Annotated in this window: 13 protein-coding genes; all 13 read right to left on the bottom strand. The window is 52.9% G+C overall.

All coding sequences use genetic code 11. From position 1 onward, the window contains the following. Positions 1-37 precede the first annotated feature (37 nt). Positions 38-511, bottom strand: coding sequence for a hypothetical protein (locus FEK43_RS22340; RefSeq protein ID WP_138158711.1), 474 nt, complete (start codon positions 509-511; stop codon positions 38-40). Positions 512-532: 21 nt separating this feature from the next. Further along, the gene (locus FEK43_RS22335) at positions 533-967 is read right to left on the bottom strand and encodes a glucosaminidase domain-containing protein (protein ID WP_240783152.1); all 435 of its coding nucleotides are present in this window, start codon (positions 965-967) and stop codon (positions 533-535) included. Between the two features lie 27 nt (positions 968-994). Then, entirely contained in the window at positions 995-1765 is a 771-nt protein-coding gene (locus FEK43_RS22330; RefSeq protein WP_135406096.1) for a TagF domain-containing protein, read from the bottom strand. Further along, the gene (gene tssM / locus FEK43_RS22325; protein WP_138158710.1) at positions 1765-5631 is read right to left on the bottom strand and encodes a type VI secretion system membrane subunit TssM; all 3867 of its coding nucleotides are present in this window, start codon (positions 5629-5631) and stop codon (positions 1765-1767) included. The genes FEK43_RS22330 and tssM overlap by 1 nt, the downstream gene beginning before the upstream one ends. Further along, a complete protein-coding gene (locus FEK43_RS22320) occupies positions 5631-5876 on the bottom strand; it encodes a hypothetical protein (RefSeq protein WP_135406095.1) in 246 nt (81 codons plus the stop codon). Before FEK43_RS22320 ends, tssM begins: the two co-directional genes overlap by 1 nt. Before the next feature lie 50 nt (positions 5877-5926). Then, positions 5927-6601, bottom strand: coding sequence for a hypothetical protein (locus FEK43_RS22315; RefSeq protein WP_135406094.1), 675 nt, complete (start codon positions 6599-6601; stop codon positions 5927-5929). A gap of 5 nt (positions 6602-6606) precedes the next feature. Beyond that, on the bottom strand, positions 6607-7908 hold the full coding sequence (gene tssL / locus FEK43_RS22310; protein WP_135406093.1) for a type VI secretion system protein TssL, long form: 1302 nt from the start codon (positions 7906-7908) through the stop codon (positions 6607-6609). Then, positions 7905-9248 carry a type VI secretion system baseplate subunit TssK gene (tssK, locus tag FEK43_RS22305; RefSeq protein ID WP_135406092.1) on the bottom strand — a complete coding sequence of 448 codons (1344 nt, stop codon included), beginning with the start codon at positions 9246-9248 and terminating at the stop codon, positions 7905-7907. The genes tssL and tssK overlap by 4 nt, the downstream gene beginning before the upstream one ends. Before the next feature lie 3 nt (positions 9249-9251). After that, complete coding sequence (tssJ, locus tag FEK43_RS22300) at positions 9252-9785, bottom strand: type VI secretion system lipoprotein TssJ (protein ID WP_130209761.1); 534 nt, start codon at positions 9783-9785, stop codon at positions 9252-9254. Between the two features lie 67 nt (positions 9786-9852). After that, complete coding sequence (locus FEK43_RS22295) at positions 9853-10338, bottom strand: Hcp family type VI secretion system effector (RefSeq protein ID WP_000312804.1); 486 nt, start codon at positions 10336-10338, stop codon at positions 9853-9855. 179 nt (positions 10339-10517) lie between these two features. Next, positions 10518-10970, bottom strand: a complete 453-nt coding sequence (locus tag FEK43_RS23410; RefSeq protein ID WP_072018659.1) for an STY0301 family protein — start codon at positions 10968-10970, stop codon at positions 10518-10520. A gap of 12 nt (positions 10971-10982) precedes the next feature. Continuing rightward, entirely contained in the window at positions 10983-11390 is a 408-nt protein-coding gene (locus FEK43_RS22285; RefSeq protein ID WP_042102253.1) for a BPSL0067 family protein, read from the bottom strand. Positions 11391-11440: 50 nt separating this feature from the next. Beyond that, positions 11441-12955: a type VI secretion system contractile sheath large subunit gene (gene tssC, locus FEK43_RS22280; protein WP_165489004.1), complete on the bottom strand. Its 1515-nt coding sequence runs from the start codon at positions 12953-12955 to the stop codon at positions 11441-11443.

Here is a 12955-nt window from a genome sequence, read left to right as displayed (position 1 = left end):
GCCAGCACGGTCACGGCAGGCAATTCCATGACATGTACTACTCATCCGTACAACCCAGCCCCCGGCGCTGAACCACTTCACTGGCAAACGTTGCTCCGGTTTTTTTCATTATTCCTTTTTGTATTTTTTGCAGCGCGGGAAATGAGATTCTCCTGCATGAATACTCTTCCCATATATCACCAGTTACAGGGCTAACTGAAAATAGTCCCCACACATCTGTCGCACCGGCGGAAGGAGAATCATAACCTACCCCAAAACTAAAATACCCAGGATGAAACGGGTTACCTTTTTTATCTTTCAGAGAACCGTCAAGAAAAACCCCAGGCAATTCCACATTATATTTTTCATTTTTTAGTGAAAAAACCAATAATGCCTGCGCCTGTGTTTCAGTAAGACCTGACTGGTTAACATTCGTTAGATCAAACCGCGGCACATTCCTGATAAGAATTTCAGCACAACAATTCACGGACACGACCATGAAAAGCAATGCTGATATTAATTTACAGGACATGTTATTCTCTGCTTAACCATATTAATCACCTCCCACTAACTCACTGGCGTAACCGGTATAGCCGCCATTACTGCTTTTACCTGAATTAAAGCCAGAATCAATTAATGCCTGCGCAAATTGCTCCGGAGATTTTTTATTTCTGACCGCATTACCAAATCGGATTGCAAAGGACTTTCCGCTAGTTGAAAAAGAGGTATAAGTGGCAACCCACACTTGATTACTCCCCAGCGGGTGAACCTGTCCTGACTGTAAAGGAGCCGGACCATGCATGGAAAAGTAGTTATTGTATTCTGTCGCGATTCTACCCTGCCCGTAAAAGGACTCCTTTGCAGCAAGCCCCAGGATATTTTCCACAGGCACATCAAGTTGCTTAGCGATTAATTCACATTCTTTCAGATATTGCTGTACAAACCTGACTGCACCAGTGTTATTACAGGCTTTATCATAAGACCCCATGATTCACTACTCCTTGTCTGATTATTTTTAATGCGGCCGGATATCCAGCCGAAGCGCATCCACATACCGCCCTTCACTGTTCTGCTGCCAGAACCAGCCTTGCCCTTGTTGTGCCTGCGTTAGTATTTTCTCTGGCCATCTCGGCCACGGCAGGTGGCGCACACCGGGCAGTTCCACTACTGGTGCGTCCGGCAAGCCGGTGAGTTCCCGGCTACGCTGCGGAACACGTCGTAAGCCGCGTAGCCACTGCGCCCAGCGCGGCCCCGGTCGCCATAGCGCCCACAACTGGTCGGTCTGCTCCGCCAGTCGCCCGCAGCGTTCTGTCTGTGGTGAGACATGAGCTGCCGTCAACTGCGCCAGCCAGTACAGCCAGCCCTGCGTGTCATCCAGGCTCTCTTCCAGCCATTCTCGCCCGGCACGCTGGTAAATCACCAGCGGCCACGGTCTGCCCGTACTGTCTCGCGATGCGGTCAATACTCCGGTCAGCCACTCATCACGCCCGCCAATGGATAAAAATCCCGGCGACAGAACAAAACTCCACGGCAATGGGTGGTGTTCCGGCAGCGCCGTTTTCTCACGCGGTGACAGGTGCATCCAACCGTCATTTATTCCGGCCTTCGCATCATCCGTTCCTTCCGGCAGAACAATATGCCGCCCCTGCCCCAGCCACGTCTGCTGGTTCAGCCACGCCTGCCACACCTGCCCTTCGTTCGCACTCACCCGCCAGCGTACATAGTCCCGCTGATCCGGTAGTCTGCCAAACATCGCCGGAGCCGATACTGCCGTAGCACGGCGCATCAGAGAATCCTCGTAGGGCAACTGAAGTTTTGCAGCAGCTCGCGATCCACCGGGTCAAAATCCCGTCCGGCGGTGATTTCCAGCACCACCCGCCGCCCGTCGAAGTTATACTCCACCTGCTGTGTTCCCCGTACCGCCGTCTCCTGCGACTTACCCGCATCCAGCAGGTGAAACAGCGCCCACGGTCCATTAGTCAGTAGCGTTGAGGTGTCCTGGCGAATGCGCGGGCTGGCGGTGATTTCTGCCATTGAGCCGTTGCGCGGCCCCGGCCAGTTCACTTTTAGCGGCCTGACCGGGCCATGAGCGTAACGCAGCACCTGGCCGTCGATATCAATCACCAGTTCAGTGATTGCAGGGTCCATATCCACGACGCGGACCTGCATCGCCCAGGAAAACTTTTTCCCGCCTTCCCCATTAAAAAAAACGCTGCGGATCTGTTTCGCCTCCTGAAATGGCATCAGGTCCGGTCCCTGTAAGGTCATGTTGCCTTCGGTCGGTTTGTAGCGCCACGGGTTGCTGGCGGTATCCGCCAGCGGGGCCAGTTGCTTCGTCCAGAAGGCATCCAGCACACCGCCGCTAGCAAAGATACGGTTAAAATCGTCCGCGCTGACTTCCTGCGGGCTATCGGTGAAGGGGTAGCGCCCGTCAATGGCATCACGGCACTCATCGCCGATCACCGCTTCCATCTGCGCGTTCAGCACTTCACCGGTGCCGGCGTTGATCTTTCGCGTTCCCTGCTGCGTGAGATCCAGCAGAATATTTTTCAGCGGTGCGGGCAGTTTTGCCGCTTCCAGTTGTAGTTTATCCGCCGCCGAAATGCGCCCCGGTAGGGTGCTCGCCGCTAGCGCGCTGTCGGCGATGGTGAGCTGGGTGTAATACTCATTGAGCATCGTCAGTAGCGAATTTAACTGCGGTGCGCCGCCGCCCTGTCCGCTGTCCGTCCGCCCGGAAACCACTTCCCGCAGGGCGGCGAAACGGTCATCCACCAGCGATTTTTCCAGCCGCTCTTCCGGGTGGATATCCTGCAACAGCTTTGCCGTCTGCACTGCTTTACCCGCATTACCGGAGAGCCGGTCCTGCGCGCGCTGGGCCATCTGTTTTTGTCTGGCCTGCGCATCCAGCGGCGGTACCAGCGTGGTCTGCTCCACCACCGCTTTACTCAGGCGCATCAGAGGTGAGTCAGGCGAGGCCAGTGTGCGAAGCACCTGAAGGTCATACGCCAGTCCGGGACTACTGTCTTCGCCGGCACTGTTGATGCTGTGAATACTAGCCAGAAAATCCTGCCAGTGGCGGGCATATTCAGCCAGGTACAGGCGGCGTACCTCACGGGTAACAGGGAGTTCCTGCCCCGGCAACTGGCTCATCACAATATCAGTCGTTTTTTTTTGCGCGTTTTCCCGGCCCATTACCCAAGCGTCGTCCGCTGATGCGGAGGCGACAAACTCCGACAGCCGTTTGTCGAACAGTTCCCGGTAGCCTTCGCGAGTAAAGATGCCGGGCACGCCCCTATCCAGCGGCGCGCCATCCGTGCGGACAAAAACCGTCCCCGCATCCGCGCCCACCGCGCGAACCAGCGAAAACTCCTGCGGTGCTTCGCTCTCCATGGAAGCCAGGGCTCGAGTATAGATACGCTCGGTGCTGGTATGACCGTCAAGGAAAGCCCGCGCCATGCGGATCAGTCCCTCATCTTTGTCATAAGGCGAATGCACCACGCGGCTGCCGTCAAACAGGGCGTCGATATGTTCCAGCACCGCTGCACGGCCGCCGAACTCCGCCACGCTATCGCGGTTTTCCAGATCGTTCAGTACCCAGGTGTGGATCTCCGCTGCGTTGTATTTGTCCTCGTGGTCTTTATCAAGATTCAGCAGCAGATAAACATGCAGAACGTCATACGCGGCTTTGCTGTCCTGACGAGCAATGGCATCTGAAAGCACATATTCCATGCGCTTCACCAGTGGCGGCAACAGGAGTTGGTCCAGCAGGCGGTCATACAAGGATGCCACGCTCTCCATCACTGGCGGAACGCTGTAAAGACCATAACGCCAGTCCAACGGCGGTGAGTCCGGGTCCAGCCCCGGCCAGGCAGAGAGCGCCCGTGCCTGGTTCAACAGGACTGGGACAGGCTGCATAGCAGGTTTTCCGGTATAGGCTTTGACGTCACCATCCAGTTGGACCGTCCTGCTGGCGATTTCATTCAGATAGCCGCTGTTACCCTGCTGGCTGCCCTGCATTCCCTGCCACAACCAGAAAGCCAACGCTAGTACCAGCAGATGCCCGCCAGTACGCAGCAGGCGATAACGCCAGGCCCATTGAAGATTCGGCTCCACCAGGTGTGCTTCACGGAAGATAAACTGGGTCAGTAGATCATGCAGAAAATAGCTGCGGTTGCCGTCCGGTAAGGTATGAGAAGGTGACTCCACTTTCCCTTTGATCGCCCGGACAAAGCGCTGCCAGATGCCCGTCTGATCGGCCACCGCGTCTGCCTGCGCCTGTGCGGCGCTGGTAAAAAATACGCCGCGTAGGGTGTTGTTAAGCTGGGTGGCGTCAAATTTTGAATCGAGGAAAATCTGTTCAATGGCTTCCAGCAGCGGCGCGCCCAGCGCGGAAAATTCGCGCGGAAAGCGGTAGAGCCGTTGACGGCTTTTAAGGTCGTACTCTTCCTGCAACCGGGTATCCAGCCCCTGCTCCAGCCGCAGCGTCAGATTTGCCAGTTCCTGGCCACAGAGCGCATGCAACGACTGCGGATCGCTGGCGTGACGCCTGCGGCTGTATGGCAGGGTGAAGCCCCAGACCTGGGCACGCAGGTGACTGGTCAGCCCACGGAAATACTCCGTAAAGCCCGGCAGCAGATCCATCTTAGTGACAACCAGATAAACCGGGAAACGAATACCCAGCGTCTCACGCAGTTCAGCCAGCCGCGCACGCAGAGCCGCACAGGCAGCCAGTCGTTCCGCCGGGGACTGCGCGGTCAGATCCGCCACGTTTAGCGTCAGGATAACGCCGTTCAGCGGCGCGCCAGGACGGTGTTTGCGCAGCAGCCCCAGAAAGCCCTGCCATTCCCCTGCGTTGCGCTGGGTTGCACTGATTTCACCGCCATCATCGTGGCGGGCATAGCGCCCGGCGGTGTCGATAAGCACCGCCTCGTTGGTAAACCACCAGTCGCAGTGCAGCGTGCCGCCGCCCGGCACGGTGAGGATATGCGCGGTCTGCTCCATCTGCTCCGCCAGCGGAAACTGTAGCCCGGTGTTAAGCAGCGCGGTGGTTTTACCATCGCCGGGGCTGCCGATAACCATAAACCACGGCAGCTCGTACAGAAAACGCTTTCCTTCCAGGACTTTACGCCAGCCGGGCAGGTCTACGCGCAGTTGTTTCAGTTGCCGGATGGCGCGAGTGACAATATGGCTGACGGTACGCAGGTCGGCTTTAATTTCCCCTGCCACAGGTACGTCTTCCCCACGCGGATGCAGGAAACGGCGTAGCAGTTGTTCATCCAGACGCAGCGCTCGCCACAGCCGGTACAGGCCATACAGCGCATAAGACAGCAGGATCAGGCCGATAAGCGACAGACGCAGCCACAGCGGCGCAAATGGATGAACATTACCGAAGGCCAGCAGGGGTGAAACAAAACCGATGACAAGGCACAGAACCGTCACGCCAATGATGCTCATCGACCAGTTAACCAGCCACAGTGCGAGGAACATCAGTAACAGAACGATGGTGACTACCCGACTTCCCACGGACGCGAGCGGATGCAGGGTGTCAAACGCCACCAGCGGCCCAATAAACCAGATCAGCAACGCCAGCATCACCACGCCAACAATGGCCAGCGCGCGGCGGGAAAACAGCATACTGAGAAATTTTTGCATTATTGTTCAGAACTCCATGCGATAATCAGTAATAGCAAAATGCCGCAAGCTGAAAAAATCCTTCCAGTACGGGCTACTGAAAGAAAATAAAGAGCAATCTGAACAATTATCAAAATAAAATAAATCAACATTTTGATTATTTCTCTGTTCCCATTTCCCTGAGGCAACGCTGTCATTGAAGGATCCATATCCTGCATCCATTGATACTCATTCCCGGAAAAAAGCATGATGATGATCAGACCCATAATGAATAACAACCATCCTGATATCTGAATTATTCTTCTCACGAAGACTCCTAATGGGCGATGAGTAAATTAGAGAAATGCAACCAGTTGTTGACAATAAAATTGCCATAACTGGTATCTTCCTTTATTTTCTCCATGGTAAGCGACATACCCCGGTTATAACGGGCACCAATAATTCTTATCTGCTCTTCCGTCAGGTGTGGTAAGGAGGACTGAAATCCATCTCTTTCAGCTAATTGATAAAGATGTCTGGCCACAAGCTGAATATTAAAAATATCATGCTGGAGGCAATTTGCTAGTTCACGCAATTGAGAGGTATCCATTTTTGACTCATCAAGCCCAAGCGTTCTGGCTGCGGTTCGCAATTGCATACTCACTGCACCAAAAGATGTTTTTTCTGGTCTCGAAGTTATTGTGATATGTTCATCAATCCACTCAGGCCCACTCCAGTTAATAGTCCGAGCATCAAATGCCAGCATATCTACAATACTGGGATCCCCCCCGACTTCTATCCAACACACACCAGCCAGTAAAGGCGCTGGCAAATTATATGTATTGGCAGCCGACGTTATCAGAAGGTGGTTATGTTTTACCCAGCCATCTTTGAAATAACGCCCATAAGGTACACCTCCGCCCCATTTTTTTGGCGCTAATTTCCAGAAAAGAAATTCGGTCACGCCCCATACCGGTGAATGATTCGATGCATTGCAGTCCAGATTATTCATTTTTCTCACTCCACCACCAGAATTTCCACCCGACGGTTCTGCGCCCGTCCGGTTTTAGTGCTGTTATCGGCCACCGGTACGGTATCTCCTTTCCCGACGACTCGAATCCGGCTGGCCGGAACACCACCGGACGTCAGCAGTGAAGCCACTTCCGTCGCCCGTTTTTCCGACAATACCTGGTTGGAGGGGAATTCAGCGGAGTGGATCGGTTGGCTGTCGGTATGTCCGGTCACCGTCACGGCACCGCCCACACGCGCAATCTCCCGCGCGGCCTTATCAATCACCGGGCGCAACGTGTCATTCACGGTTTTCTGCCCCGGTACAAACATCGTGTCGCCACGGAATACCACCCGACTGTGGTGCTCATCTTCCTCAACCGTTAGCAGGCCACGCGCGATTTCGTTCGCCAGCAGGATTTTCAGCCGCAGTTTGTGCACCGGAACGGGCGGTGGCGGCAGGTGTTTACCGATGGCGTCGATACGTTGCTGTACGGTTTCTGTGGCGAGATCCATCCGGTGGCTATAAAGGCCAAATACCGTCAGCATCACCAACAGAGCTATTCCTGCACTCAGCCAGACCGGCATCCGGCGCATCCGCCGCATCCGTCCGCTGACGGCACCGGTAAACCCCGGTGAGAGCGTCGGCGTTATCGGATCGCGGCGCTGGACCAATTGGGTCAACAGTTGCTGACGGATATCGTCCAGTTGCTTACGCCCGTCGGGCCGAACGCTGTAGCGGCCTTCAAAACCCAGCCCCAGAATGTGGTATATGATTTCCAGCACATCGCTGTGCTCCTGGAAACTTGCGGCCAGACGCCCAATTATCTGAAATAGCTTGATGCCGCCTTCACTTTCGCCATGAAAAGTAACCAGCAGGCTTTTTCCAGCCCAAACACCACGACGCCCCCAGGTGGTGTTGTTGGCAGCTTCGTCAAGCGACGTACACAGGCAATAGCGCACCGCCAGCACATGTTCGCGCCGCAGGTTTGCCTGATCACACAGCGTCTGGTATCTACGAACTTCACGCTCCAGTAGGACACGGTAATGTTCGACAAAACCAGGGGAAAGTTCGCGGGGCATTTGCGCCAGTGCGCATAGCAACGGGCTGGCCGCTGCCAGTAGAGGATTCACGGCAGCAGTAATTTCGGCCAGACGAAGCTTCATATCCGGGCCATCTTCAACCACCACCTTTATATCTTCCCCACGAAGACTGTCCTGGATGTCATTATCAGGCGACTTTGTGCCACCCACTGATGGCTGGAATGACAGGGTATTCACCGCAGGTGGCGTCAGAATCTCGTCGGTCATTTATCGCGAACTCCCCACAACTCCAACTCCAGCCCCGGAAATTCTCCGGCGGTGTGCATCGCCATACCGCCATAGCGGGCGATATGTTCCCACAGCACACTGTCGCGGCGGATGTCGTAATAGATGTAGCCAGCCTGGAACGGGATCTGACGCGGCGGCACCGGCAATACCTGTAAAGCAAGACCCGGCAGGTGCGAGCGAATCAATTCCGGCAGGCGTTCGGACGGCCCTATTTTGGTCTGGGCCGAAAAATGTTGCAGTAAGGTGTCTGCGGACATATGCGCCTTCACCGCCAACACTAATGAGCTGAAATCTGACAGTTCGGAAGGCTCAACCACCGCATTGAGAATACCGTAAGTTCCCTCCTCCAGAGTGATTCGCTGCGCTCCGCGGATCAGCACAGCATTCAGCAGGTACTGCACCTCATCCACTACCGATTTCAGCCCGGCATAGGGCGTCAGGTGCTTATATTCTTTATATTCTTCCGGACGGCGCGTCTGTGGCCGTACGTAGGTAGAGAGTTCCCCAGCCAGTTCACACAGGTTCCGATAGAGCACTTCCGGCGACAGCGGCGTTTTCGCCATATGAATCAGTAAGGGGCCGAAACGATTGAGAATTTGCAGAAGCAGGTAATCCGATACCTCTGCCGCCTCATGGCCGTGTTTATCGCTGCCCGTCAACCGTTGCGCCAGTGAATCTGCGCGCATTTTTATCAAATCGTTGATCCACGACAGCCACGTACATATCAGTGCGCTTGCCTGGTAATTTGCCACCGGCGGGATCAGATCGTTGTCAAGCTCGATGCGTCCATCAGGATGTATCGTCGTAATGCGCGTCAGGGGCAAACCGATCCACGCATCTGTCACCGCCTTTTCCGGCAACAGTCGCAGGCGCAGGTGGCTAAGTTGCAACAGTTGTGCGCCGCGCCCCAGAGAGTTGGCATCGCGGATTTCATTTTCATGCACCGAAAAGCGTGCCAGTGATTCCGGGTTATTGCCGAAGCTGGTTTCTTCACTGTTCGGCGTACGTATTGGCACTGCCAGATAAATCAACTGGTTAAGGTGCTCTGGTAGGATGGTCAGAGGCGGCGGTAGTGGTGTGTGACCCGGCGCATTAAACGGCGTACCGTCGGCAAACACTCCGGAAGCCTTCGTGAGTACCAGTTTTCCGATGTTCAGCGCCTCACTATCAATGCCGTATTCACTGAAGCCCCAGAAAAAAGGCGAAAGCGGCAAACTGCGGTAATGAATGATATGTTCCAGATAGCGTTCCTGCTGCTGAAACATCTGTGGCAGCAAAAATTGTCCTTCACTCCAGACCACACGGTTATTCCAACTCATAATTTACTCATCCCGTTCTTTAATCACTATAGCGCTTTGCTCTATACCGGCATCCAGTTCGACTTTTTTCTTCGGCATAAAGCGGCTGTACCAGCTTTTTTCCGGGGGATCAGGAATTTTATACGTGGCCCGCCAGACTGATTTTCCCAGATTGCGATAGCCGGCGAGGATCCCCAGTGCCATGGTTTCTTTATTGAGAGCACGACGCAGCTTTTTCTCCTCGCCCGGGCGCAAGATAAAGCTGTCGCGGTGGAGTAAATCATCGGCAAGAACAGCTTTGTCATTGTCCTGAAGGGACCACCAGTCCGCCGCTATGAAAGCTGCATCATTTTTCAGTTCATAAACGCGTATCTCTATGGGCGCGGCTTTTTTCTGATTGTCAGGATTCACCTTATCGGAAGCCTTAACCACCAGATCGAGTCTTTGTGACATCAGCTCCGGCACATCGTCGCTGTCAATGCTGCACCCGGAAAGCAGGCAGACAAAAGACAAAGCTACCGCACATAACCACCCACCGGGGTTACGCCATTTATTCACTGTAATTTCCTTTAAAATCAAATAATAAAAACCGGACAGGCTATATACCTGGCCGGGAAAATATTGCTTAAATTTCTTTGTTAGCTTTGAAATCGTAACCTGCCGTGATAGTGCCGCCACTGCCACCCTGCTGGTTCTGCACCACGTATTCCTGCTTCACGGTGCTGAAAGAGAGTTCGACTCTCTCGCGGGAGGCGATCTCACCCTCCTTACTACCACTGGGGGAAACAACAGCCACAATCAGGTCAGTGAAGGTATATTTGAGGTATTCCAGCGGATTGCCGCCTGCTTTGCGCATGACAAGGATGGACTTCGGAATATGCTTACCAGAGGCGCAGTATTTGAACAGGTTCGGGCTAGCGCGATCGATGTAATGTTCAAACTCCAGGTTAGTCACGGAGACTTTGCCGGATCCCAGACCGCTACCTGCGTGCATGGTGGACTCCTGGTGGATATTCCAGCGCCAGCTCAGCACCTCAATTTCATTTTTATGTTTGTCATCCATTGACTCGCCGTCAATGCCGTCAATTTTCAGAAAAATATCATAAGCCATTTTCATTTCCTTATTAAGAATTACTTAAAATAATCCCTGGTTTATCTTCGCATATGAATTCAGGTAAACCATGGCCGTACAGAACCCCCTCTCCTTAATTTCAGAAGAATAGAAGGCTATATAATTTCCGGTAATGAGATACCGGCACGTCATTAATTCACAAAATGAATGTATTACTTCTATTTACATGTCACAGATACCGATGACTCTCCTGGTACCCGCTGCCCCGGCAAAGAAGATGCCTGGCACTGTGTCGCCAATGCAGGGACCGGTTGTGATAACCAAACCTGTCCATGGTTATAAATACAGGAAACCCAGTAACGTTCACTATTCTGATTACTGGCCATTGTGGTATCCCATATTTGCCTGGTTTCACCCTTTATTGTCTCTGTCTCTGGTTTTAGATCCACCCGATTTTCAGGTTTTCCCTGCGACATCCCTACCCCGTCCAACCACAGACGGGGTTCATAGCGGGAAGATCTCTGCCACGATGCAGATATATCTGGCTCCAGTACTGTTGTTGAGGATTTTATATTGATAAACACGGGGCAACTGACTTCCCACGCAGTAACAAATTGTGAATAAAACAACATAAAACCCAACAACAGAGAAAAAATAAAACGTGTCCCCATTGAATCTATCCTCTACTCAATAATATAAAAAGCTTCCGCATTATTACTGGCATCAGGATATGTTCCATCGCTGCGCATTCCACCTTTTCGGGAAATAGGGCGTGCAGAGACTTTCGTGGTTTTACCTGTCCACTGGTCCATAACATAAATATACTGACTATCCTGTTCCAGATAGAAAGCGGCATGCTTATGCTCATTCTGCCTCGAGGGATACTTTCCGTTAACAAAAGTGGCAATTGCGGTTCCTCTGGGGATCGATTTATCCCCAAAAACCTTTCGCCCCTGCTTCCAGGCTCCAGTATTCCCCACATGTGCATATACCTGAACTAAGAACACACATTCCTTTCTGTCTCCTGCCCCCGCCATTCCCACCATGTCAGTGCCCTGCAATGAATCTACCAGTCCATAAACATATGCCATATATCCCCCAGAGTATTACCCGGCATCATTCATTAAAATATTCATAAAAATCAGGCATTACCCTGTTTTACTGACGGCAGTTTTGTCACCAGACGCAGTGATCCTGTTAACCCTTCAAGCTGAAAATGCGGGCGCAGGAAGAATTTGGCGTCGTAATAGCCCGGATTCCCCTCCACCTCTTCCACCACCACTTCGGCAGCTGCCAGCGGGCGGCGAGCTTTGGTTTCCTGCGAGGAGTTCACCGGATCGGCATCAACGTAGTTCATGATCCATTCATTGAGCCAGCGCTGCATATCTTCACGCTCTTTGAACGAGCCGATCTTGTCGCGCACGATACATTTGAGGAAGTGCGCAAACCGTGAACAGGCGAACAGATATGGCAAACGAGCTGAGAGATTGGCATTGGCCGTTGCGTCCGGATCGTAATACTCTTGCGGTTTTTGCAGAGACTGCGCGCCAATAAAGGCGGCGTAATCAGAGTTTTTACGGTGGATAAGTGGGATAAAACCATTTTTCGCCAGTTCAGCTTCACGACGGTCAGAGATGGCAATTTCTGTCGGGCATTTCATATCCACGCCGCCGTCATCGGTCGGGAAGGTATGACAGGGCAGATTTTCCACCGCTCCACCAGATTCCACACCACGGATCAACGTACACCAACCGTAATGTTTGAAAGAACGGTTGATATTTACACCCATTGCATAGGCGGCATTGCTCCAGACATATTTGCTGTGGTCTGCGCCATCTGCATCTTCTTCAAAATCAAACTCATCGACAGGGTTTGTTTTCGCGCCATAAGGCAAACGGGAGAGAAAACGTGGCATCGTCAGGCCAATGTAGCGAGAATCCTCACTTTTTCGCAGCGAGTTCCACGGTGCGTATTCGAGGTTTTGGGTCACAATTTTGGTCAGATCACGCGGATTAGCCAGTTCCTGCCAGGAGTCCATCTGTAACACTGACGGAGAGGCCCCGGCAATAAACGGCGCATGGGCTGAGGCTGCCACTTTGGCAATGGAGCCGAGCAGATCCACATCCGGTGGTGTGTGATCAAAATAATAATCCGCAATAATACAACCGTAAGGTTCTCCGCCTAACTGCCCATATTCGGCCTCATACAACTTTTTGAACATGGGGCTTTGATCCCACGCGATCCCTTTGTAACGCTTCATATTTTTCCGCAATTCATCCTTCGAAAGGTTCATAAAGCGGATTTTTAATTTTTCATCGGTTTCGGTGTTGTAAACCAAATGTTCCATCCCACGCCAGGAGGACTCCAGTTTCTGAAATTCCGGATGACTCAGGATTAGTTTGATCTGCTCAGTTAATTTGAAATCGATCTGCTCAATAATTGCAGCAATACTTTTATAAGCATCATCACTAACAGTGACCGTATTTGTCAGAGCCTGTTGGGCCAGCGTCTGAACTGCCGCCTCAACTGCCTTTGCAGCCTGAGGAGTCTTGGGACGGAAGGCTTTATCCAGCAGCGAATCAAATTCCGTTTCCTGATAGGCAGTGGTTTGCGCAGCAGAGAGGTCGCCAGTCGCCAGAAGAGTATCGTTTACCAT

Source organism: Escherichia sp. E2562 (assembly GCF_005781075.1).
In the GTDB taxonomy this organism is placed as follows: Bacteria; Pseudomonadota; Gammaproteobacteria; order Enterobacterales; family Enterobacteriaceae; genus Escherichia.
This window is presented reverse-complemented; position numbering and strand designations above follow the sequence as displayed.

Bases quoted from the DNA above. Each gene is read 5' to 3' on its own strand.
- FEK43_RS22335 (WP_240783152.1), bottom strand. From the start codon at position 967: ATGGGGTCTTATGATAAAGCCTGTAATAACACTGGTGCAGTCAGGTTT.
- FEK43_RS22285 (WP_042102253.1), bottom strand. From the start codon at position 11,390: ATGGCATATGTTTATGGACTGGTAGATTCATTGCAGGGCACTGACATG.
- FEK43_RS23410 (WP_072018659.1), bottom strand. From the start codon at position 10,970: ATGGGGACACGTTTTATTTTTTCTCTGTTGTTGGGTTTTATGTTGTTT.
- FEK43_RS22295 (WP_000312804.1), bottom strand. From the start codon at position 10,338: ATGGCTTATGATATTTTTCTGAAAATTGACGGCATTGACGGCGAGTCA.
- FEK43_RS22315 (WP_135406094.1), bottom strand. From the start codon at position 6,601: ATGAATAATCTGGACTGCAATGCATCGAATCATTCACCGGTATGGGGC.
- FEK43_RS22340 (WP_138158711.1), bottom strand. From the start codon at position 511: ATGTCCTGTAAATTAATATCAGCATTGCTTTTCATGGTCGTGTCCGTG.
- tssL (WP_135406093.1), bottom strand. From the start codon at position 7,908: ATGACCGACGAGATTCTGACGCCACCTGCGGTGAATACCCTGTCATTC.
- tssM (WP_138158710.1), bottom strand. From the start codon at position 5,631: ATGCAAAAATTTCTCAGTATGCTGTTTTCCCGCCGCGCGCTGGCCATT.
- tssK (WP_135406092.1), bottom strand. From the start codon at position 9,248: ATGAGTTGGAATAACCGTGTGGTCTGGAGTGAAGGACAATTTTTGCTG.
- FEK43_RS22330 (WP_135406096.1), bottom strand. From the start codon at position 1,765: ATGCGCCGTGCTACGGCAGTATCGGCTCCGGCGATGTTTGGCAGACTA.
- tssC (WP_165489004.1), bottom strand. From the start codon at position 12,955: ATGGTAAACGATACTCTTCTGGCGACTGGCGACCTCTCTGCTGCGCAA.
- FEK43_RS22320 (WP_135406095.1), bottom strand. From the start codon at position 5,876: ATGGGTCTGATCATCATCATGCTTTTTTCCGGGAATGAGTATCAATGG.